The sequence below is a fragment of the Sulfitobacter noctilucae genome (assembly GCF_000622365.1).
In the GTDB taxonomy this organism is placed as follows: Bacteria; Pseudomonadota; Alphaproteobacteria; order Rhodobacterales; family Rhodobacteraceae; genus Sulfitobacter; species Sulfitobacter noctilucae.
In genome coordinates, this window is the sequence record NZ_JASC01000014.1 from 1,649,131 (window position 1) to 1,670,498 (window position 21,368).

The 21,368-nt window shown below is 57.8% G+C and carries 24 protein-coding genes; 18 read left to right on the forward strand and 6 right to left on the reverse strand.

The features are described from left to right. Positions 1 to 3 precede the first annotated feature (3 nt). Genes Z945_RS0118100 through nthA form a run of 3 tightly spaced genes read right to left on the reverse strand, consistent with a single transcriptional unit; the run spans position 4 to position 1,618 of the window. Complete coding sequence (locus Z945_RS0118100; protein ID WP_025053504.1) at positions 4 to 333, reverse strand: nitrile hydratase accessory protein; 330 nt, start codon at positions 331 to 333, stop codon at positions 4 to 6. Then, positions 330 to 1,007, reverse strand: coding sequence for a nitrile hydratase subunit beta (gene nthB / locus Z945_RS0118105; protein ID WP_025053505.1), 678 nt, complete (start codon positions 1,005 to 1,007; stop codon positions 330 to 332). The genes Z945_RS0118100 and nthB overlap by 4 nt, the downstream gene beginning before the upstream one ends. Beyond that, positions 1,004 to 1,618 carry a nitrile hydratase subunit alpha gene (nthA, locus tag Z945_RS0118110; RefSeq protein WP_025053506.1) on the reverse strand — a complete coding sequence of 205 codons (615 nt, stop codon included), beginning with the start codon at positions 1,616 to 1,618 and terminating at the stop codon, positions 1,004 to 1,006. The genes nthB and nthA overlap by 4 nt, the downstream gene beginning before the upstream one ends. Before the next feature lie 321 nt (positions 1,619 to 1,939). Between nthA and secG the strand changes: the two genes are divergently transcribed. From secG to Z945_RS0118195, 16 genes are all read left to right on the forward strand, one after another. After that, a complete protein-coding gene (secG, locus tag Z945_RS0118115; RefSeq protein ID WP_025053507.1) occupies positions 1,940 to 2,302 on the forward strand; it encodes a preprotein translocase subunit SecG in 363 nt (120 codons plus the stop codon). Between the two features lie 177 nt (positions 2,303 to 2,479). Beyond that, positions 2,480 to 4,126 carry a CTP synthase gene (locus Z945_RS0118120; protein ID WP_025053508.1) on the forward strand — a complete coding sequence of 549 codons (1,647 nt, stop codon included), beginning with the start codon at positions 2,480 to 2,482 and terminating at the stop codon, positions 4,124 to 4,126. A 98-nt stretch (positions 4,127 to 4,224) separates the two neighbouring features. Further along, the gene (locus tag Z945_RS0118125; RefSeq protein WP_025053509.1) at positions 4,225 to 5,094 is read left to right on the forward strand and encodes a hypothetical protein; all 870 of its coding nucleotides are present in this window, start codon (positions 4,225 to 4,227) and stop codon (positions 5,092 to 5,094) included. A 60-nt stretch (positions 5,095 to 5,154) separates the two neighbouring features. After that, entirely contained in the window at positions 5,155 to 5,931 is a 777-nt protein-coding gene (locus Z945_RS0118130; protein WP_025053510.1) for a 23S rRNA (adenine(2030)-N(6))-methyltransferase RlmJ, read from the forward strand. A 12-nt stretch (positions 5,932 to 5,943) separates the two neighbouring features. After that, positions 5,944 to 6,237 carry a DUF1330 domain-containing protein gene (locus tag Z945_RS0118135; protein ID WP_025053511.1) on the forward strand — a complete coding sequence of 98 codons (294 nt, stop codon included), beginning with the start codon at positions 5,944 to 5,946 and terminating at the stop codon, positions 6,235 to 6,237. Positions 6,238 to 6,258: 21 nt separating this feature from the next. Then, a complete protein-coding gene (locus Z945_RS0118140) occupies positions 6,259 to 6,909 on the forward strand; it encodes a hypothetical protein (RefSeq protein ID WP_025053512.1) in 651 nt (216 codons plus the stop codon). A 9-nt stretch (positions 6,910 to 6,918) separates the two neighbouring features. After that, positions 6,919 to 7,356 (forward strand): tellurite resistance TerB family protein, encoded by a 438-nt coding sequence (locus Z945_RS0118145; RefSeq protein WP_025053513.1) that lies wholly within the window; start codon positions 6,919 to 6,921, stop codon positions 7,354 to 7,356. 37 nt (positions 7,357 to 7,393) lie between these two features. Further along, entirely contained in the window at positions 7,394 to 7,834 is a 441-nt protein-coding gene (locus Z945_RS0118150) for a tellurite resistance TerB family protein (protein ID WP_025053514.1), read from the forward strand. 119 nt (positions 7,835 to 7,953) lie between these two features. Further along, positions 7,954 to 8,730: an ABC transporter ATP-binding protein gene (locus tag Z945_RS0118155; RefSeq protein ID WP_025053515.1), complete on the forward strand. Its 777-nt coding sequence runs from the start codon at positions 7,954 to 7,956 to the stop codon at positions 8,728 to 8,730. A 38-nt stretch (positions 8,731 to 8,768) separates the two neighbouring features. Beyond that, a complete protein-coding gene (locus tag Z945_RS0118160) occupies positions 8,769 to 9,506 on the forward strand; it encodes a transporter substrate-binding domain-containing protein (protein ID WP_025053516.1) in 738 nt (245 codons plus the stop codon). A gap of 78 nt (positions 9,507 to 9,584) precedes the next feature. Beyond that, positions 9,585 to 10,466: an ABC transporter permease gene (locus Z945_RS0118165; RefSeq protein WP_025053517.1), complete on the forward strand. Its 882-nt coding sequence runs from the start codon at positions 9,585 to 9,587 to the stop codon at positions 10,464 to 10,466. Positions 10,467 to 10,551: 85 nt separating this feature from the next. Beyond that, on the forward strand, positions 10,552 to 11,358 hold the full coding sequence (locus tag Z945_RS0118175; RefSeq protein ID WP_025053518.1) for an ABC transporter permease: 807 nt from the start codon (positions 10,552 to 10,554) through the stop codon (positions 11,356 to 11,358). 105 nt (positions 11,359 to 11,463) lie between these two features. Then, positions 11,464 to 12,798 carry a glutamine synthetase family protein gene (locus tag Z945_RS0118180; RefSeq protein WP_025053519.1) on the forward strand — a complete coding sequence of 445 codons (1,335 nt, stop codon included), beginning with the start codon at positions 11,464 to 11,466 and terminating at the stop codon, positions 12,796 to 12,798. Positions 12,799 to 12,807: 9 nt separating this feature from the next. After that, on the forward strand, positions 12,808 to 13,485 hold the full coding sequence (locus Z945_RS0118185) for a type 1 glutamine amidotransferase (RefSeq protein ID WP_025053520.1): 678 nt from the start codon (positions 12,808 to 12,810) through the stop codon (positions 13,483 to 13,485). Further along, a complete protein-coding gene (locus Z945_RS0118190; RefSeq protein ID WP_025053521.1) occupies positions 13,485 to 14,843 on the forward strand; it encodes a glutamine synthetase family protein in 1,359 nt (452 codons plus the stop codon). Before Z945_RS0118185 ends, Z945_RS0118190 begins: the two co-directional genes overlap by 1 nt. 44 nt (positions 14,844 to 14,887) lie before the next feature. After that, on the forward strand, positions 14,888 to 16,192 hold the full coding sequence (locus Z945_RS0118195) for an NAD(P)/FAD-dependent oxidoreductase (protein WP_025053522.1): 1,305 nt from the start codon (positions 14,888 to 14,890) through the stop codon (positions 16,190 to 16,192). Positions 16,193 to 16,198: 6 nt separating this feature from the next. Here the strand turns inward: Z945_RS0118195 and phaR are convergent, their stop codons facing one another. The 3 genes from phaR to Z945_RS0118210 form a co-directional block, all read right to left on the reverse strand. Further along, positions 16,199 to 16,765, reverse strand: a complete 567-nt coding sequence (phaR, locus tag Z945_RS0118200; protein WP_025053523.1) for a polyhydroxyalkanoate synthesis repressor PhaR — start codon at positions 16,763 to 16,765, stop codon at positions 16,199 to 16,201. 217 nt (positions 16,766 to 16,982) lie between these two features. Beyond that, positions 16,983 to 17,426, reverse strand: a complete 444-nt coding sequence (locus tag Z945_RS0118205) for a phasin family protein (protein ID WP_025053524.1) — start codon at positions 17,424 to 17,426, stop codon at positions 16,983 to 16,985. A 150-nt stretch (positions 17,427 to 17,576) separates the two neighbouring features. Continuing rightward, positions 17,577 to 19,382, reverse strand: a complete 1,806-nt coding sequence (locus tag Z945_RS0118210; protein ID WP_025053525.1) for a PHA/PHB synthase family protein — start codon at positions 19,380 to 19,382, stop codon at positions 17,577 to 17,579. Between the two features lie 102 nt (positions 19,383 to 19,484). On the opposite strand from Z945_RS0118210, the gene phaZ reads away from it, so the two are divergent. Both phaZ and Z945_RS0118220 read left to right on the forward strand, forming a co-directional pair. Then, on the forward strand, positions 19,485 to 20,777 hold the full coding sequence (phaZ, locus tag Z945_RS0118215; protein WP_025053526.1) for a polyhydroxyalkanoate depolymerase: 1,293 nt from the start codon (positions 19,485 to 19,487) through the stop codon (positions 20,775 to 20,777). A 6-nt stretch (positions 20,778 to 20,783) separates the two neighbouring features. Then, on the forward strand, positions 20,784 to 21,362 hold the full coding sequence (locus tag Z945_RS0118220) for a DUF6151 family protein (RefSeq protein WP_025053527.1): 579 nt from the start codon (positions 20,784 to 20,786) through the stop codon (positions 21,360 to 21,362). The last annotated feature ends 6 nt before the right edge of the window (positions 21,363 to 21,368 follow it).

Sequence of the window (21,368 nt, forward strand, 5' to 3'; positions counted from 1 at the left end):
CGGTCAGGCGTCTGCCAACGTAACGGGAGCGCCATGCGGGGTCGCCCGATAGGCGGCTTCCCAAGCCGCACGCAGCGCCGCCACATCGCCCGGTGCCGCAAGCTCACGCTCTGCTAAAAACCCTTCCAGTGTCTCAAGCCAAGCCGCGAAATAATCGGCGCCGCCGTTCAGTTCTTTGGCCAACCCGTGCCGCTTCAGCGTGGCTCCGAAACGCTCTGCCCAATCCGACCATTCGAAATGCCCCGCCTCGTTCAAATGCACCGTCAGTGCAAAAACCTGCGCATGCCACGGTTCTTCAAAGGCATGTTCCTGGACCGTAGGCGCGTCTTTCACGATGCCGCCTTGAGATAGCTTTGCCACATGTCGACAATAACCTCGTCGCGGGGGTGTTCGGGATGCGCCCAAAGCTCTGATGCTGCAAAAGCGACGGCATAGAGCGGCTCCGGCGCTTCGCCTGTGCCATGGGCATGGCTGTCGGGCAGAATATGACTGCCGTGCAGACGCAGCACACGTCCCCGCGCTCCTGCCGCATACCCCGGCAAGCGCGTATGCCCACCGCTGATCTTGGTATTTTCAGCAAACTGCTTCGCTACAACGGTATCACCAGGCGCAAAGCTCGGCGCGATGTTCGAGGGCCGCTCCGCTGGACCGCCCTTTGCCAGTACATCAGCAACTTGATTTGCCCGCAAGACCCGCTCGGCCAGCGGGCTAAGCGCGGGTGCGGCCTTTCCGGCGAGTTCTTCGCGGGTCACGATGCCCGCCTCGACCAACAAGGTGGCAAGACCGCCCATCCATTTCTCGTAATAGGAAAAACGCGCGTAATCGGTCGGCTTCAGCCGTTCCCGCGCGTGTCGCGAGCTGTCGATGTTCCATTGGCCCAGTCCACCTGCGGCCAGCGTCAACGCCAGCGCACGCGGATGCCAGTCGGCGTGAAAGATCACGTCCTCGGCCTCGGGCACCACAGCCCCGTCGCCAAAGCGGCCCCCCATATCATGCAGGCGGCTCATGGTGTGCCTGCCAGCGCGGTGCCGATCATGCTGTCGCGGCTGATCAGATCCATCAAGGCGTCTTCATTCATGCCTTCGGTCCCGTCAGGCCGCTGCGGGATCACCAGATAGCGAATCTCGGCCGTGCTGTCCCAAACCCGAACCGCTGTCTCATCCGGCAAGACCACCCCGAAATCAGCCAGCACTTTGCGCGGTTCACGCACGGCACGGGCGCGGTAGGCATCCGATTTATACCAGCCCGGCGGTATCCCCAGCAAAGGCCACGGATAACAACTACACAACGTACAGACGACTATATTATGCACCTCGGGCCTGTTCTCCACGGCCACCATATGTTCGCCCTGCCGTCCGTAAAATCCCATCTCGGATACCACAGCCGTTGCGTCGGCCATCAAGGCGGCATGAAAATCCGGATCAGACCACGCGCGGGCAACCACGCGCGCGCCGTTACGCGGTCCGATCTTGTTTTCATAGGTGTCGATAATCTCGTCCAGGGCGGCGGGATCAATCAAACCCTTACGGGTGAGCAAGGTTTCCAGTGCCTTGACCCGCAAGGCGGGATCGGAGGGCAACAGGGCGTGCGGGTCATCGTGACTGTGATCATGTGGCATGAACGGCAGACTGCCCCAGCCCATTGCCCATGTCCATGCCCGCCTTGCGCAAACCCTTCAAAAGACATCAAACTTTGAGTGCGATTTTTGGTCAATTTTGTGCTATGATCATCTCCATAAGGCGAGTCTGATCCACCTCAATTCCAGGGAAAACCTCTTAAACATGGCGTGGTAGAGTACCGCTTTAGAAAAGACCGCCGTCATTAACGGCGGTCTTTGTTTGCATGATGCCGCTTTGACCCACCGCAACGCGCCATTCCTCCTTGCCCCGCCTGACAAAGATGCCTAGATAACCGCAAACAAATTCGAAAGCGGTTCCTTATGGAAAATGTCGTCCTGATCATCCACCTCCTGTTGGCTCTTGGCCTGATCGCCGTCGTACTGATGCAGCGGTCCGAAGGTGGCGGGCTTGGTATGGGCGGCGGCGGTGGCGGCGCTGTTTCGGGCCGGTCCGCGGCGACGGCGCTGGGCAAACTGACGTGGCTCTTGGGTATCGCATTCATCGTCACGTCGATCACGCTCACCGTGCTGGTCGCGCAAAAATCTGCAGGTTCTTCGGTGATTGACCGTTTGGGCGTGACGCCGCCCGCAGCATCGCAAACTGATGACAGCCTGCCTGCTGGCGACAGCCTGCTGCCACCAACCGCTGATGACAACGCGCCATTGGTGCCTTTGGCCGATTAACGAAACAACACAATACTTTGGGAAGGCCGCCTGAATTGCAACTGTATGTTGCGAGGTGGCCTTGCCTTGGGGTCTCGAATCCTGCTATCCTTAAATCCCGTGGTGGTGCGGTTTTCGACCAGCGCCCGCAGCGGAGATTCCGCAAAACTTAAGAATGACACGGGGGTCTTCGGGCACATGGCGCGATATATTTTCATCACCGGCGGTGTGGTTTCCTCTTTGGGCAAGGGGCTGGCCTCAGCTGCTCTCGGAGCGCTGTTACAGGCGCGGGGATTTTCCGTGCGGCTGCGCAAGCTTGACCCCTATCTGAACGTAGACCCCGGCACGATGAGCCCGTTTGAACATGGCGAGGTTTTCGTGACCGATGATGGTGCCGAGACCGATCTCGACCTTGGCCATTACGAACGGTTTACCGGAGTGCCGGCCCGCATGACCGATTCCGTGTCCTCTGGTCGCATCTACTCCACCGTGTTGGAAAAAGAGCGGCGCGGCGACTATCTGGGAAAGACCATTCAAGTGGTGCCCCATGTCACCAACGAGATCAAAGATTTCCTGAAAGTCGGCGACGATGAGGTCGACTTCATGCTCTGCGAGATCGGCGGCACGGTGGGCGACATCGAAGGCCTCCCCTTCTTTGAAGCCATTCGCCAGTTCAGTCACGATAAACCGCGTGGCCAGTGCATCTTTATGCATCTCACGCTGCTGCCATACCTTGCCGCAAGCGGTGAGCTGAAAACCAAGCCGACACAGCATTCGGTCAAGGAATTGCAAAGCATCGGCATCGCGCCGGACATTCTGGTCTGCCGCTCCGAACATCCGATCCCCGAAAAGGAACGCGAGAAAATTGCGCTGTTCTGCAACGTGCGCAAGGAGCATGTGGTTGCGGCATATGATTTGAAATCCATCTACGAGGCCCCCCTCGCTTATCACGCGCAGGGTCTGGATCAGGCCGTGTTGGACGCCTTCGATATCTCCCCCGCACCGCGCCCCGATCTGTCGGTCTGGCATGACGTCTACGACCGCATCCACAACCCCGAAGGCGAAGTGCGCGTGGCGATTGTGGGCAAATACACCCAGCTTGAAGATGCCTATAAATCCATCGCAGAGGCGCTGACCCACGGCGGCATGGCCAATCGGGTCAAGGTCAAGGTCGAATGGGTCGATGCCGAGATCTTTGAAAACAGCGCCGATGTGGCCCCCCATCTTGAGGGGTTCCACGCGATCCTCGTGCCCGGCGGTTTCGGCGAACGGGGCACCGAGGGCAAGATCAAGGCTGCGCAATATGCCCGCGAAAACAAGGTGCCTTATCTGGGCATCTGTCTCGGCATGCAAATGGCGGTCATCGAAGCGGCACGCAATGTGGCCGGTGTGACCACGGCAGGGTCCGAGGAATTTGACCATGAAGCAGGGAAAAAGCGTTTTGAGCCTGTGGTGTATCACCTGAAAGAATGGGTTCAGGGCAATCACAAGGTCGAGCGCAAGGTGGGCGATGACAAGGGCGGCACCATGCGTCTGGGTGCCTATGACGCGACGCTCACTGCAGGTTCCCGCGTGGCCGAAGCCTATGGCACCACGGTGATTGATGAACGACACCGCCATCGCTACGAGGTTGATATTGCGTATAAAGATCAACTTGAGGACGCGGGCCTGTGTTTTTCGGGCATGTCACCCGATGGCAAGCTGCCCGAGATTGTTGAATGGTCCGACCACCCGTGGTTCATTGGCGTGCAGTTTCACCCCGAGCTGAAATCCAAACCCTTTGCGCCGCATCCTCTGTTCAAGGATTTCATACGCGCCGCCAAGGATATGTCGCGGCTGGTCTAGCACCCTGAGCACCCGGTCTGGAATACCCGCATTGCGCGAATACTTACCATTGGTTAATCTTTCTGCATTTGATCCGCTCAGCAGAAAGCCATTTTCCTATGAAAGTCTTTCAATTCAGCGCCGATAGATACGCACCCGCCGCTCCGCACGACCCGAAATACGCCAAGGTTGATCAACGCCGATTGGCGCAATTTGTCGGGGCGATTGCGATCCTGCTGCCACTCATTCTGCTGGCGGCTTCGCTGATCAGCTACGTTATTCCAGCGGACTATCCCTATATCCGAACATGTTTTCGCGACTCGATAAGCCATTATTACTACGCACATTTCTGGGGTGGTCCGTTCATCGGCAGCCTTGTCTTCATCGCGACCTACCTCTTTGTCTATCAGGGCGAGGACGCAGCCGGTGCAGAGCGGCGGCTGTCGACCTTCGCAGGTTTTGCCGCCTTGGGCGTGGCGATCTTCCCGACCTCGCGCCACGGCTGCGACCAGCCCGGCTTTGCGGCCCGCGCCTTTGCGGATTTCGGCTCGTTGAATGACCCTGACAAAGTGCTGGTTCTGATCGGCCGCGACAACGTCGATCAATACTTCCAGATGATGCCGCTGGCGGAATGGATTCACTATGGTAGCGCGTTGATCCTGTTTCTCTTTCTGGCGTGGTTTGCCTTTTTCGTCTTTACCACCGTGGACAAGGATCAAATGAACGCCAATGGCTCGTTGACCGAAGAGAAAATCCTACGCAACCGGTTCTACTACGCCTGCGGTACCATCATGTTGGCCTCTATCGTGGCGCTCGTCGCCCATTTTATTGCTGTCACCTTTGGCGGGAAAAGTGGCGCCGGATGGCGCGCCGGCAACTGGACCTTCTGGTGCGAGGCCTTTGCGCTTTGGGCCTTTGGCATATCATGGATGATCAAAGGCCGGTTTTTTGAGAAGCTGAAAGACGCGGGCGAGAAACCCTCAAAATAACATAGGCCTCCTCCGCAAAAGGGGCCTTACAAGCCTCCGTCAATCCGATACACCCTGCGTATGTTATCTTACCAACACAGCTATCACGCAGGCAATCTGGCGGATGTACATAAGCACAGCCTGCTGGCGTGGATGCTTGACTATCTGACCACCAAGGACAAGCCACTCAGCTATCTGGAGACCCATGCAGGCCGTGCGCTTTATGACCTGACGGGCGCAGCTGCGCTTAAAACAGGTGAGGCTGCAAGGGGCATCGAAAAGGTTCAAGACTGGTTCGCGCCCGCCCATCCATACGCCCGCGTATTGAAAAGTGTGCGCGACAGTGACGGTCCCGCCGCCTACCCCGGCTCGCCCCTGATTGCAGCGCTGATCCTGCGCGAGACGGACAGCCTGCATCTTGCTGAATTGCACCCGCAGGAACACGCCGCCCTGTACCTTGCATTGTCTCCGTATGCGGCCAAAATCCATCTGCGCGACGGGTTCGAGATGGCCCATGCACTGACCCCGCCCATGCCGCGCCGGGGCCTGATGCTGATCGACCCCAGTTTCGAGGTAAAAGAAGACTACGACGCCATTCCCCGCCATATCGCTAAGGTCACACGCGCGTGGAACATCGGGATCATCGCACTGTGGTATCCGATTTTGACCAGCAAGGCCCATCTGCCGATGCTAAACGCGCTCAGCAGCGCCCACCCGGACGCTCTGCGGCACGAAGTGCAGTTTCCCCCCGCAAGACCCGGTCACGGGATGGTCGGATCGGGCATGTTTGTTATCAATCCGCCTTATGGTCTGGCGGATGAAGCACGAAACCTCAGCCAAAAATATCAGACCCTGTAGGAGAATACCCCCATGCCAAAAGGATACTGGATCGCGCGGATGGACGTGCATGACGCCGAAATCTATGATACCTACCGCGCGGCCAACGCCAAACCCTTTGCAGAGTTCGGGGCGAAGTTTCTGGTGCGCGGTGGCAAGCAGGATGTCCGCGAAGGCAGTTGGCGGGCCCGCACCGTGGTGATCGAATTCGCATCGCTCGCCGATGCCATCGCCTGTTATGACAGCGATGCCTACCAGAAAGCCAAAGACATCCGCTTGCCGGTGTCTAAAGGGGACATGGTGATCATTGAAGGATACGACGGCTGAAAAATATGCTAGAAAGGCGTCATGAAACTTATGGCGGCACTTTTTCTGGCATATCTACCCGCTGCGGCGCTGGCCTGTGACGCGCCGGTTTGCCTGGTTGATCCAGAAAGCCTGAACCTGCCGCAGGTTATCACCTTTGACGGCATCCGCAGCAGCGGCGGGCCCGGCCACCAAGTGAACGATGTGCTGCCACTGCCCGGCGCCACCTTTGGCGAGCGGTTCGCGGGGCAGACCCTCGAAACGCAAGGCCCGCATGATACGATCACCGGCACGGCCTTTGGTCCGTTGACAATGATGGCAGGTGCCGAGGGTCAGAACCTGTCGGTGGTGCATTTCTCCGGTCAGACGGTGCTGAACGGCTACGGGGCGGCGGGTTTTCCGAAGCGCGAGGCACAGGGCGAAGGGGCCATTGCCGTGCTCTTTGACGCGGATCAATCTGCTCTGGCCTTTGATCTACGCGGCGGAGAGGCCGGCGCGGCATTGGTTGCCTTTTACCGCCGGGATGGCGTGTTGATCGGACAGGTGCCGGTGCAGCCAACGGGCGAATTCGCGGTGGGTTTCTTGCGACAGCGTGGCATTTCGGACATCGCCGGCTTTGTTTTGACAAATACCGACCCTGAAGGCATCGCCATCGACACTTTACGCTTTGGAAAGGCACCGGATCTGAGTTAACAGGTTCTCATGTTTGAACGCCTCTTTCCCCGCCGTGCCCCGGAACCGAAACCGCTGCCACAGCCCGATGCGCAACTTGCCCTTGGGGCTTTGCTGGTCCGCGTGGCTTTTGCCGACCGCAACTACCGCGCCTCGGAAATCGGTCAGATCGACCGTATTCTGGCACGCACTTTTGACCTTGGCCCGATTGAGGCGGCGAAACTGCGGGCAACCTGCGAACTGCTGGAGCGAGACGCCCGCCATACCGAAGAATTCACTGCGATCCTGCGCGAAGAGGTCGACTATGCCCACCGCCGTGCCTTGGGCGAAGCCATGTGGTCGGTGGCACTGGCCGATGGCTACCGCCATGAAAAGGAAGAAATTCAATTGCTTGCGATTGAAACCGCGCTTGGCCTGACCGACACCGACATCGAAGAACTGCGTAAAAAGGCCACCAGCACAGACTGACTTGGCCTTTTGCACACACGCACCTATATCAACTCTCATGTTCGCTGATTTTCTCAAACGCCTCACCGCACCCGAGCCCGCTCCGCTGGCCGACACTGATGCCCGCCTTGCGCTGACAGCGCTTTTGGTGCGGGTCGCCCGGTCTGACAATGATTATGCTGTGGAAGAGGTGCGCCGAATCGAAGCCATTGCCGCCGCCCGCTACGGCCTTGACGCCGAAGGTGCCAACGCCTTGCGCGTAGAGGCCGAAGCGTTGGAGCGCGAAGCCCCCGACACTGTCCGTTTTACCCGCGCCATCAAAGACGCTGTGCCCTACCCCGAACGTCTTGGCGTGATCGAAGCACTTTGGCAGGTTGTATTGGCCGATGGCACCAGATCGGATGAGGAAAATGCCGTGCTCCGTCTGGTCGCCAGCCTGATCGGTGTCTCTGATCCGGACAGCGCGATGGCGCGCCAACGGGTCGAAGACGCAGGCTGACCGCCTGATCTTTGTACTGACGCGTGGTCAGCCAGGGCCGTAGTGTGGTGAATGGATTGCAATCCACGCGGCTTTGGCGCCTTATGCTGCATTGAAACAGCAAAAACGGTTTTTCCGACGTGAACGCCCCCTCTCCGGTCATTCAGATCAACGAGCTCCACAAAGCCTATGGTGCCCTTGAAGTGATCAAGGGTGTGAGCCTGAGTGCGCCCCGCGGCTCTGTGATATCGCTGATTGGCTCTTCCGGCTCCGGCAAATCGACGCTGCTGCGATGTTGCAATCTGCTGGAAGACAGCCAGCAAGGCGAGATTCTGTTCAAGGGCGAGCCTGTCACGTGGAAAGGCAGCGGCGATGCCCGCCGGCCGGCAGATCCCAAGCAGGTGCTGCGCATCCGCACGAACCTCAGCATGGTGTTCCAGCAATTCAACCTTTGGGCGCATATGACGATCCTGCAAAACGTCATGGAAGCCCCCCTGACTGTGTTACGCCGCGACCGGGCCGAGGTCGAGAGTGCCGCCCGCGCCTATCTGGACAAGGTTGGCATCGGCGACAAATGCGACGTCTACCCGGCCCAACTGTCGGGGGGCCAACAACAACGGGCCGCCATCGCGCGCGCCCTTTGCATGGAACCCGAAGCACTGCTGTTTGACGAGCCGACATCCGCGCTCGACCCCGAGCTTGAGCAGGAAGTGATCAAGGTGATCAAGGATCTGGCGGCTGAAGGCCGCACCATGATTATTGTCACCCATGATATGAAACTGGCCGCTGATGTCTCTGACCACGTTATCTTCCTGCATCAGGGTCTGATCGAAGAAGAAGGGCCACCCGATAGCTTGTTCGGTGCGCCTAAATCCGAACGCCTGCAAGGGTTCCTTTCGGCCACCTTTGCATCGTAAAATATGCTACCAAAACCAATAAACGGGAGTTTTCCACTATGAAAAAGATCATCCTTTCCAGTGTCGCACTGGCGCTTAGCGCAGGTGTTGCACTGGCCGACGGCCACGCCAAGACCATCCGCATGGGGACCGAGGGCGCATACCCTCCCTACAACTTCCTCAACGATGCGGGTGAAGTCGACGGTTATGAGCGCGAGATGGGCGATGAGATGTGCAAACGCGCCGAGCTGACTTGCGAGTGGGTCACAAACGAATGGGACAGCATCATCCCCAACCTGACCTCGGGCAACTATGACACCATCATCGCGGGCATGTCGATCACCGACGAGCGCGACGAAGTCATTGATTTCACGCAAAACTACATCCCACCGGCCTCTTCCGCCTATATGGCGAAATCTGCTGATGCAGACCTGACTGGCGGCGTGATTGCCGCGCAGACCAGCACCATCCAGGCAGGCTATGTCGCGGAATCCGGCGCGACTTTGCTTGAATTTGCGACCTATGACGACACGGTTGCGGCTGTGATGTCCGGTGAAGCGGATGCAGTTTTCGCCGATAAGGACGCGCTGGTGCCAACGGTCGAAGCTTCCGGCGGCGAGTTGGTCTTCGCAGGGGACGACGTGCCACTGGGTGGCGGCGTTGGCATGGGTCTTCGCGAAAGCGATACCGAGCTCAAAGAGAAGTTCAACGCGGCCATCACCTCGATGAAAGAGGACGGCACCATCAACGCAGCCATTGTTAAATGGTTCGGCGAAGACGCCAAAGTCTTCGAATAAGATCAATTGGGGCGGGCCGGATCGGCCTGCCCCCTTTTGCCATGCACCTGATCCATCCCCACACCCTGCGGCTCCGCGATGTTTGAATATTGCGTTGATCCACCCTCGCTAGAGGGGCTGGTGTGGCTAAGCTGTTATCTGACAACCGGCAAACACATGGCCTTTTACGGGGCCTTCGGCACTGTGCTGTTGTTGCTGGCCATAACCGCGCCCACGGCGCTTGCCTTTGGCTTCGGCGGCGCGATGGCTGCCCGTGCAAGGCTGGCCCCCCTGCGCTGGTTTGGCAAAGGCTATATCGCCATCGTGCGCGGCGTACCGGATATCGCGTTTTTCCTGTTCTTTGTTATCGCGCTGGATCAGGGCATCGAATACCTGCGCCACCGCTGGAAATGCCCCGAGTGGGATGAACCCATTCGGCAAGGCAGTGACTTCCTTGTCTGTCAGGCGGCCAAGATGCCTTTAGGTAATTCCGCACAATGGGTGCATGAAGCCTATGGCTTTTCCCTCGCCGTACTGACATTTGCCATTGTTTTCGGGGCCTTCGCCGCCAACGTGCTTTTTGGCGCGATGCAGGCCGTGCCGCGTGCGCAGATAGAGACTGCGGAAGCCTATGGCATGTCCCCGCGCCAGACCTTCTGGCGCATCACCGTACCTCAGATGTGGGTCTATGCCCTGCCCGGCCTGTCGAACTTGTGGATGGTGCTGATCAAGGCCACGCCGCTGTTGTTCCTTCTGGGCGTGGAAGACATCGTTTATTGGGCGCGTGACCTTGGTTCGGCCAAGACTCCGCGTTTCACCGACTACCCGCATGGCGACTGGCGGGTCTATTACTTCCTGGTGCTTTTGATATTCTATCTGGCCTTCACGCGGGTCTCTGAGGTGGTGCTGGATCGCGTGATGGCGCGGCTCACCCTTGGCCAGGCCACAACGGCAGGCGAAGCCCAAAGGAAAGGCGCATGACCAGTCCTATTCAGTTAACGCTGGCCGAACGCGCATGCGGTGCATACGCTGCCTCGGCCTCGTTGCTCCAGATGGAGCAACGGGCATGAGCTGTTTGCAGACCATCCAGGACTACGGCCTGCGGTCCCTGGGCATCGGCGAACGCCTGCTGCCGCGCGACAATTTCACCTTATGTGAACAAGTCATATTGATCGGTTCCGGCATGATCTGGAACGTTTACTTTGGTGTTTTTGCTCTGGCTTCCGGCTTTCTGCTGGCCACCCTTCTGGGCGTTGGCAAGGCCAGCACCAATCCGCTGTTCCGCAAACCAGCTTCATGGTTCATCTTTCTGTTTCGCGGCTCACCGCTCTTTATCCAGTTCTTCTTTGGCTACTTCCTGTTTCTGTCGCTCAAACAACACGCGCCCATTTTCGACGCTTTCTCTGCCGCATGGTTGGGTGCATTGGTTGTGCTGTTTTTCAACACCGCTGCCTACACCGGTGAGATTTTCTATGGTGCCTTGCAATCGGTGCCCAAGGGCGATGTGGAGGCTGCCGACGCCTACGGTCTGACCGGCTGGACCCGCTTTCGCCGAGTGATCTGGCCCACGATGCTGCGGCTGGCCTGGCCTGCCTATACCAACGAGGCAATTTTCCTGTTCCACGCCACCACGCTGGTGTTTTTCAGCGGCTTTCCCGCGCAGCAGCAAATGGGGGATGCGCTTTATTATGCCAGCTATTTTGCGGACAAGACTTTCAACCCGTTCATCCCCTACCCCATCCTAGCAGGTTATTTCATCGCTCTTACGCTTGTCATCATTGGCATCTTCGGCACCATCAACCGGCGTCTGAACCGTCACCTGCCCAGAAGCCAGAGGCGAAAAATACGCTTGCGTCCCAATCTGATACGGTAGTATCCAAGATTTGATCAAATTATCCGGCGCGTGGGCGGCGGGTGCCTTTGGTGGGCGCATCCGCGTCACACCGAACCGCATGGCCCACCGCCCAACTGGTGTGTTATGAACAACTGGCTTCGCAAAAATCCCGCCTTCCGCTCTGTGCGCGTGGCCGCCGCTGATCTGAATGGTCAGCCCCGTGGCAAACGCATCCCAACCCGGTTTGCCGATAAGGCACTAGAAGACGGCACCCGCTTTCCTTTCTCCGTTCTGAACCTTGATATCTGGGGCGAAGATATCGAAGACAGTCCGCTGGTGATGGAAAGCGGCGACAAGGACGGCGTGCTACGCCCGACCGAACGTGGCTTTATGCCCATGCCGTGGCTGGAAACGCCCACCGCTCTGCTACCCATCTGGATGTATCACGACGATGGCCGCCCCTTTGCGGGCGATCCGCGGCACGCGCTCAACACCGTTTTGAAACGGTTCAAGGCGCGGGGCCTGACCCCCGTTTGCGCGGTCGAGCTTGAGTTTTTCCTGATCGACGATTCAGGGCGCAAGCTGCAAGTGCCCCCCTCCCCGCGTTCGGGCAAACGCCGTCAGGCAGGTGACATCCTGTCGATGCGCGCGCTGGATCAGTTCGACAACTTTTTCACCGAGCTTTATGACGCCTGCGAGGAAATGGACATTCCCGCCGATACCGCCATATCGGAAGCCGGTCTGGGCCAGTTCGAGATCAACCTGATGCACTGTGATGATGCCCTGCGCGCTGCCGATGATGCATGGCTGTTCAAGATGCTGGTCAAAGGCTTGGCCCGCAAACACGGATTTGCCGCCAGCTTTATGGCCAAACCCTATCCCGACTATGCAGGATCGGGTTTGCACATGCATTTTTCTGTGCTGGATGCAGAGGGCAATAACGTCTTTGACAATGATGGCCCCGAAGGTACCGACATGCTGCGCCATGCGGTGGCGGGCTGTCTCGACGCGATGGCAGGCTCGGGCCTGATCTTTGCGCCTCATGCCAACAGCTATGACCGGATTGTACCCGAGGCCCATGCGCCGACTTCCGTTTGCTGGGCCTACGAGAACCGCACGTCCTCTATCCGCATCCCGTCGGGCAACCCCAAGGCACGGCGGATCGAACATCGCGTGGCGGGCGGCGATGTGAACCCCTATCTGATGCTGACAGCGGTGCTGGGCGCGGCCATCAACGGGATTGAGGACGCGGTAGAGCCGCCTGCCCCGATCAGTGGCAATGCCTATGCCGCCAAGCTGCCACAGATCCCAGGCGACTGGAAAACCGCCATTGATCTGTTTGAAACCGATGCAGCGGTCGCCCGTATCTTTGCCCCCGACCTTATCCGCAATCTTGTCCTGACCAAGCGGCAGGAATTGCGAGATATGGAAGAGCTTTCGACCGAGGAACAGGTCGAGATTTATCTCGAAACCGTGTAAGGACAGCGCATGAAGATCGGTATTCTGATCACGGGGCATCCCCCCGAAGAACTGGCCGCGAACGGCCGCTATGACGCCTATTTCCGCCGCCTGTTGGGAGAAACGACATTCACCTATGAAGCGTGGTCCGTCGTCGACGGTGAGATGCCGGCAAGCGTGGACGCAGCAGACGGATGGCTGATTACCGGCTCGAAACACGGTGCCTATGAGGATCATCCCTGGATCCCGCCGCTTGAGGATTTCATCCGTGTATGCTGGAGCGCAAAACGCCCGATGATCGGCGTGTGTTTCGGCCACCAGATCATTGCTCAGGCGATGGGGGGCACGGTAGAAAAGTTTTCCAAAGGTTGGTCCGTGGGGGCTGTGGATTACACCATTGACGGTGAGACCTACGCCATTAACGCTTGGCATCAGGATCAAGTTGTCCAGAAGCCGGAAACGGCACAGGTCATCGGCTCTAGCGATTTCTGCGCGAATGCAGTTTTAGCCTATGACGACACATTCTGGACCATCCAGCCCCATCCCGAATACGATCATGATTTCATTGATGGCCTGCTGACCTACCGTGGCAAGGGGGTAGTTCCCGACCCGCTGTTGGATGCAGCAAAGATCAAACTCAATACAGCACTCGACAGCGCAAAGGTCGCAGCGCAGATGACCCAATTTTTCAAGAAAGAGAGGGCCTGATGGCCGATATGATCAAGCGCCTGCCGGGCGCGGCGCAAGTTTACCTTGAAGGCAAACGCCTTGATGAGGTGGAGTGCATCATCTCGGACCTGCCCGGCATTGCACGCGGCAAGGCGGTGCCTGCGTCCAAGTTTGAAAAGCAGGAGTATTTCCACCTGCCCGACAGCATATTTTACCAGACCATCACCGGCGATTGGGGCGAAGCGGCGGGGGAAGACGGCTTTACCGAGAAGGACATGATCCTCAAGCCCGATATGGAGACCGCAACCGCCGCCCCCTGGACCGGCGACTGGACCCTGCAAGTGATCCATGATGCCTACGACCGCAACAACAAGCCGGTGGAATTCTCGCCGCGCAATGTGCTGAAACGGGTGGTCCAGCTTTACCGGGACAAAGGATGGGAGCCGGTGGTGGCCCCCGAGATGGAATTTTTTCTCGTCGCCCGCAACCTCGACCCGGCCCATGCGATCGAGCCCATGATCGGCCGCTCTGGCCGACCTGCCGCCGCACGGCAGGCCTATTCCATGACGGCTGTCGATGAATTTGGCCCCGTGATCGACGACATTTATGACTTTGCCGAAGCGCAGGGATTCGAGATTGATGGCATCACCCAGGAAGGCGGTGCGGGGCAGTTGGAGATCAACCTGCTGCACGGTGATCCGGTGAAACTGGCCGACGAGGTGTTCTATTTTAAACGCCTGATCCGCGAGGCCGCTTTGCGGCACAATTGTTATGCCACCTTCATGGCCAAGCCGATTGAAGACGAGCCGGGATCGGCCATGCATATCCACCATTCGGTGCTGGATGCAAAAACCGGCGAAAACATCTTTGCCAAGGCGGATGGGTCGGAAACCGATGCCTTCATGTATTACATTGCCGGGATGCAGAACCACATGCCATCGGCCCTTGCTGTGATCGCGCCCTATGTGAACAGCTACCGCCGCTATGTCAAAGACCATGCCGCGCCCATCAACCTCGAATGGGGCCGCGACAACCGCACCACGGGCATTCGGATACCGCTCTCCAGCACTCAAGCGCGGCGGGTCGAAAACCGGCTGGCCGGGATGGATTGCAACCCCTATCTTGCCATCGCTGCCTCTTTGGCCTGCGGGTATTTGGGTCTTATAGACGCTCAGATGCCGAAGGACGAATTCAAGGGCGATGCCTATGATGGCGAAGGCGATATCCCGCGGGTTCTGGGCCAGGCGCTGGACCTTTTCGAAGGCGCAAGCGCGCTGCATGAAGTGATGGGGGCGGAGTTCGCCCGTGTCTATGCCATCGTGAAACGCGCCGAATATGATGAGTTCTTGCAGGTGATTTCCCCTTGGGAGCGCGAGCACCTTCTGCTGAACGTTTAATACGTTGAGCGGTCGGTCTTTGGTATTTGCAAAAGGGTGAAACCATGAACCTGCTCTATGCCAATGACCTGCGCGGCCAGTATCCAGCCAGCTATTATGCGGCCACAGCCACACCCTTGGAGCGGTTTGCCCCGCTGAAAGGCGCTGTAAAGGCGGATGTGTGCATTGTCGGCGGCGGCTATACCGGTCTGTCTGCGGCGCTGCATCTGGCGCAGGCGGGACGCGATGTGGTGCTTTTGGAGGCGCAGCGGGTCGGCTTTGGCGCGTCCGGGCGCAATGGCGGACAGTTGGGCACCGGCCAGCGGGTCGAGCAGGACGCGCTGGAACGTATGGCCGGCGATGCACAGGCCCGGCTGTTGTGGGACATGGGGCTCGATGCTGTGGCGCTGGTAAAGGATCTGATTGCCACGCATGACATCGACTGTGACCTTAAACCCGGCGTGGCATGGACGGCCTCCAGCGACAAGGACGTAGGGCATTTGCATCGTTATGCAGATCATCTGCGACAGGCCTATGGATATGAGGAGATCGAGACACTGGATCATGCGGGGTTGCAGCAGGTATGCCCCTCGCCTGACTACCGCGGGGGTATTCTGGATGTAGGGTCGGCGCATTTGCATCCGCTGAACCTTGCTCTGGGTCTGGCGCGGGCCGCGAAGGACGCGGGCGTGCGCATATACGAGCGCAGCGCCGTGCATCGTATCGACGAGCGCATATCAGCCAAAGTCGCCACTGACGCAGGGCATGTGATTGCGGAACACGTCATTCTGGGCTGCAATGGTTATCTGGGCAGCCTGAACCGCAAAGTGGCCGCACGGGTGATGCCGATCAACAACTTCATCGCCGCAACGGAGCCTTTGGGCGAGCGGATGAATGACGTGCTGCCGCGTGATGTGGCGGTGGCCGACAGCCGCTTTGTCGTGAACTACTTTCGCCGGTCCCCGGATGGGCGGCTACTGTTTGGCGGTGGGGAAAGCTATGGCTACAGGTTTCCTGCGGACATCGCCGCCAAAGTGCGCAAACCGATGTCCGTGGTGTTTCCGCAATTGAAAGACGTGAAGATCGACTACGCCTGGGGTGGTACGCTGGCGATCACCATGAAGCGCCTGCCCTATCTGGCACGGGTTGCGCCGAACATTCTGTCAGCATCCGGCTATTCCGGGCATGGTGTTGGCACGGCCACACATGCGGGCAAACTGATGGCCTTGGCGGTGCAAGGCGACAGCGACGGGTTTGATGCCATGTCAGTGATCCCGACGCAGCCTTTTCCGGGCGGTGCCGCGCTGCGCAATCCGGTCCTGGCGCTTGCGATGTCCTGGTATGCTTTGCGTGACCGTCTGGGGGTCTAGGCCGCCCTATTTCAGCTTGGACAGTTTGTTCTGCAAATCGGCCAGCTGCTTTTTGATCGCGTCAAGATCTTCGCTCTCATCAGGCTTCGTATTTGTTTCGGGCTGCGGCGAGGTGGATGCGCCGTTGGGCATCCCGCTCCAGCCACCGGTTATGGCCTTCATAAAAGCCTCTTGCTGGGCTTGCACCGCTTCCATACCGGGCATCTTGGCGATGGGATTAATCGAAGTCATATTCTCGACCATCTTGGACTGGCCGTCGCGCAGCATATCAAAAGACGCCTGTAAGAACTGCGGCACCACTGACACATTGCCCGACATATAGCTGCGTACCAGATCGGTCAGCACATCAACGGGCAGTACGGATTCACCGCGGCTTTCATGCTCGGCAATGATTTGCAAGAGATACTGGCGGGTCAGATCGTCCCCTGATTTCAGATCGACAATCTGGACCTCGCGGCCATCGCGGATAAATCCGGCGATATCTTCAAGCGTGACATAGTCACTTGTTTCGGTGTTGTAGAGCCGTCGCGACGCATAGCGTTTGATCAACAGAGCATTGGGTTTATCCGCCACTTCGTGCCTCCCCGAGCATATATTCAAATCAGTCTAGTGGGTGGTTTAGCAAAAAGAAAGGCTTGCCGCACGCAGGCGCATCATTCGCAAGCGCGGCTGACGGCGCGATCAACGACCCTGCCCCCAAATGCCAAAAAACGGGCCCCGAAGGACCCGTTTTCCGTTTCTCGCACCATTCAGGGAGAAGGCGCGGGACGATATAACCGAGGGACGGTTATTACTTAGTTGTCGCTTTTTTCGCAGCGGCTGTTGCGTCGTTTGTCGCTTTCTTTACAGCAGCAGTTGCATCTTCCTGCATGTCTTTGCCTGCGGCCATCATCAGCTCAACTGTGTCCATCTGGACTTTTTTCGCAATCTCGGCGAAAGCGGCCATGTGCTCGGCTGCTGTCTCGGAGTATGCGGAAGCGAAGTCGGTCATCGCTTTTGCATAGTCAGCTGGCTCGGACTTGGCTTTTGCCATTTCGGCCATCTTTGCGACGGTGTCTTTTGTCCACTTGGAAGAAATCTCTGTGGATTTTTCAACGGCTGTCAGGGCAACGCCGGACAGTTTTTCGTTCAGCGTGGCGGATGTTTTGAACGCATCTTCCATCGCTGCTGTGTCGACTGGGAAAGAACCCATAACGTCTTTGAACATTGCGGTCATGTCAGGTGTCTTTGTCATTTGTCTATCCTTCGTTGGCTTTTTTCGGTGCTTGCAGAGGTTCATCCCCTGCTCGCTTGCCTAAAAGATATACATGCTGCAGTGCGGCATTTCAAGGATTATTCTGCACTGCAGCATAATTTTTTGACCTAAGGTAAACCACCAACAAAATCAGTGATTTGCCTTCTTTTTAACGTAGTTTCCGGGGGCATCGCCCAAGATCGGGTGGCCGTCATCGCCTGGATTGCGTGCGGGAATCATCTTCCCTGACCGCTTTTTCAGCCACTTTTCCCAGCGTGGCCACCAAGAGCCTTCAGTAAACTTAGCCCCTTCAAGCCAGTCCTCGTGAGTAAGACCCAGATCGTCGTTGGTATAGTGACCATATTTACCCTTCGACGGTGGATTAACGATGCCCGCGATATGGCCCGATTGGGTCATGATAAAGGTCTTGTCCTTCGATCCCATCTGCTGCACGCCCCGGTAGCTATCCTTCCACGGTGCAATGTGGTCCGTCTCGCAAGCGATGGCGCAAAGCGGTGCATCCAGATCGCCCAGTTCAAGGTGGTGTCCCATCAGATCGAACTTACCCTCGGCCAGCTCGTTGCGCTGGCACAGGCCGCGTAGATATTGCATCGCCATCTTGGCGGGCAGGTTCGCCCCGTCTCCGTTCCAATACAGCAGATCGAACGCGGGCGGCGTTTCGCCCATCATATAGCTTTTGACAGCCGGGCCATAGACCAGATCATTGGAGCGCAGGAAAGAGAAAGTCCGCGCCATGACGATCGAGGGCAAGATGCCCTTATCTGCGGTTTCGGCCTCGATCCCGTCAATGAAGTCATCTGTCAGGAAGGGGCGGAACTCCCCCTGGTCAGAGAAGTCGGTGAGTGCGGTAAAGAAGGTCGCGGATTTAACAGTGGTGTCATCGCGCTGCTTCAAAAGCGACATGGTCAGCGACAAAGCTGTCCCCGCGATACAATAGCCCACCGCATTGACCTGTTTCTCGCCGGTGATGGCTTTCACCTCGTTCATCGCGGCCAGATAGCCGTCTTCGATATAGTCTTCCAAACCGACATCGCGGTAGGTCGGATCGGGGTTGACCCAGGACACCATGAACAGGGTGTAACCCTGATCGGTGATCCATTTTACAAGGCTGTTCTGTTCTTTCAGGTCCAGAATGTAGAACTTGTTGATCCAGGGCGGAAAGATCAGCACCGGGGTTTTGTGCACCTCTTTGGTGGTGGGCGCATATTGGATCAGCTCGAACATGCGGTTGCGAAACACCACCTTGCCCGGTGCTGTGGCGATGTTCTCGCCCAGCCGGAACGCCTTGTCGTCGGCCAGTTTTACGACCAACTCACCGTCGTTTGCCTCGAGATCGGCAATTAGGTTCTCCAGGCCCTTGATCAGGCTCTCGCCCTCGGTGTCCACCGCGCGTTGCAGGGCGTCGGGGTTGGTTGCGAGAAAATTCGTGGGGCTCATCATATCGGTGATCTGGCGGCTGAAATATGCCAGACGCTGCTTTTCGCGCGGCTCCATATCAGTGACGTCTTCGACGGCCTGATGCACCGCGTCCACGTTGATCAGATACTGTTGTTTCACAAAGTTGAAGTACGGGTGCGACTCCCACAGGGGATTGGCAAACCGCCGGTCTTGACCGGTACGGTCCTCGGGCGCTTCCAGCTTGCCCTTGGCAAAGGCCTGCTGCGCTTCCATGAAGTGGGTCACCGTTTTCGTCCAGTACCCCATCTGGTGTTCCATCAGCTTGGCGGGATTGGTCAAAGCCTCGGCCATATAGGCCTGTCCGGCCTTTGTGAATAATTCTTGATTCGGGCCATCAAGGGCCTGCTGGTGCGTTTCGCGGCTCGACATGACCTGCCCTAAGCGAACTGTCAGCGCTTCGACTTTCTTAAGATTTTCAGCCATCCGCGTCATGGCAGCCTCTGTTTCGGCAACCTGATCCGTGGTTTTAGTTGTCATCTTAATCTTTTACTCCTATCTTCGCACTTGCAGCATAACGTCGTCCATTTCAGGGGCTGGAGCGACGTCATTGCCCGAACAGGGCCTATAAGGAGACCCCACATGCGTCATATGGCAACTTACGACTTGATGGAGACCGTTAGGAATACCAATCAGTGGCTCGGTGCGTCAGCGCTTGCTATGGCATCCTATCCGGCTTTTGCTTTATTTCCAAACCCTGCGTTGAACTGGATGGCCGCTTGGGGCGAAGTGACCGAGCGCAGCTTCTCGCGGATGGTAATGAAGCCTGACTGGAATATTCCACCTTTCTCCGGTGCCGATGGCCAAGACCGGATTGTGGTCGAAGAAGTTGTTTTGGAAAAAGATTTCGGTGATCTGCTCCATTTCCGCGTTCAGGGTCGGATGACGCCAAAACGCAAGGTACTGCTGGTGGCTCCGATGTCCGGCCATTATGCAACGCTGCTGCGGTCCACTGTGATCAGCCTACTGCCGGATTGTGACGTCTATATTACCGATTGGCACAATGCCCGCGACATTCCGGTCAGTGCTGGCAAATTCGATATCGAAGATTACACGATGTATGTTGTCGATTTCATGCGCGAGCTTGGATCCGATCTACACGTTATCGCAGTGTGCCAGCCGGCCCCGCTGACACTTGCGGCCACGGCCTATCTGGCCGAAGAAGACCCCGATGCGCAGCCCAAAACGCTCACCCTGATCGGCGGTCCGATTGATCCGTCCGCCGCTCCGACCGAAGTGACCGACTTTGGCCATTCCGTGACGATGGGCCAGCTTGAGGAAATGATGATCCAGCGCGTTGGCTTCAAATACGCCGGCGTCGGACGTATGGTCTATCCGGGCCTGTTGCAGCTCAGCTCTTTCATCTCGATGAATGCTGAAACCCATATGACAGCGTTTCAGAACCAGATCTCTGCTGTTGCAAATGGCGAAGCCCATGAGCATGACAAGCACAACAAATTCTATGACGAATACCTGTCGGTCATGGATATGCCTGCCGAGTTCTATCTGTCTACGGTCGACCGAATCTTTAAAACCGGCGAGATTGCCAGCAACAGCTTCACCATCAATGGCAAGAAGGTCGATATCGGCAAGATCACGACCGTGGCGGTGAAGACGGTGGAAGGTACCAAGGACGACATCTCGGCCCCCGGTCAGTGTATCGCCGCCCTCGCCCTGTGTACTGGATTGCCTGACAGCAAAAAGGCTAGCCATCTTGAGGAAGGTGCCGGTCACTATGGCATTTTCGCCGGCAAAAGCTGGCGCAACAACATTCGCCCTCTCGTGCTTAATTTCATCGACGAGAACGAGAGCGAGACACCGTCGGGCGACCGCAGCAAGAAGCCCGCGGCAAACAAGAACACCAAGGTTGCGTAGGTAGCGATGCCGCAAGATATCCCTCTGACCTGCTCATGTGGCAAGCTTAGGGGTGTCTTGTTGGTCGCCGATCCAGATACCGGCACCCATGCGGAATGTTACTGCTCCTCTTGCCGCGCTGCCGAAGTCTTTGTAGGCCAGCCCGATCCGGCCCCCGACCCTGTCGGGATATTCCAAACCAGCGCCGATGCCCTGCGGATCGACGGCGGTCACGACCATCTGTCGGTATTCTCGTTCGGTGAAACCAACCTGCTGCGGTGGTATGCAAGCTGTTGTGGCACGCCAATGTTCAATACGATGCGCAATCCCAAGATGGGGTTTGTTGGCATTCGCACCACCTGCCTGGCTGATACAGAGGCGCTTGGCCCCGTGCTGGGCACAGGCTTTATTACTGCAGACGACGGCAAACAAACACACCGTGGTCTGCGTTTGATCGTCTGGCGCATGTTCAAACGCATCGCGCGCAGTCGTTTAACCGGAAGCTGGGCCAAATCGCCCCTATTCGACAAAGCAACGCGAAAGCCGGTCAAGCCGGTGAAAGTTGTTACTGCTGCGGAACGCCGTGCCCTGATCAAAGCCTTCTGACAGCCT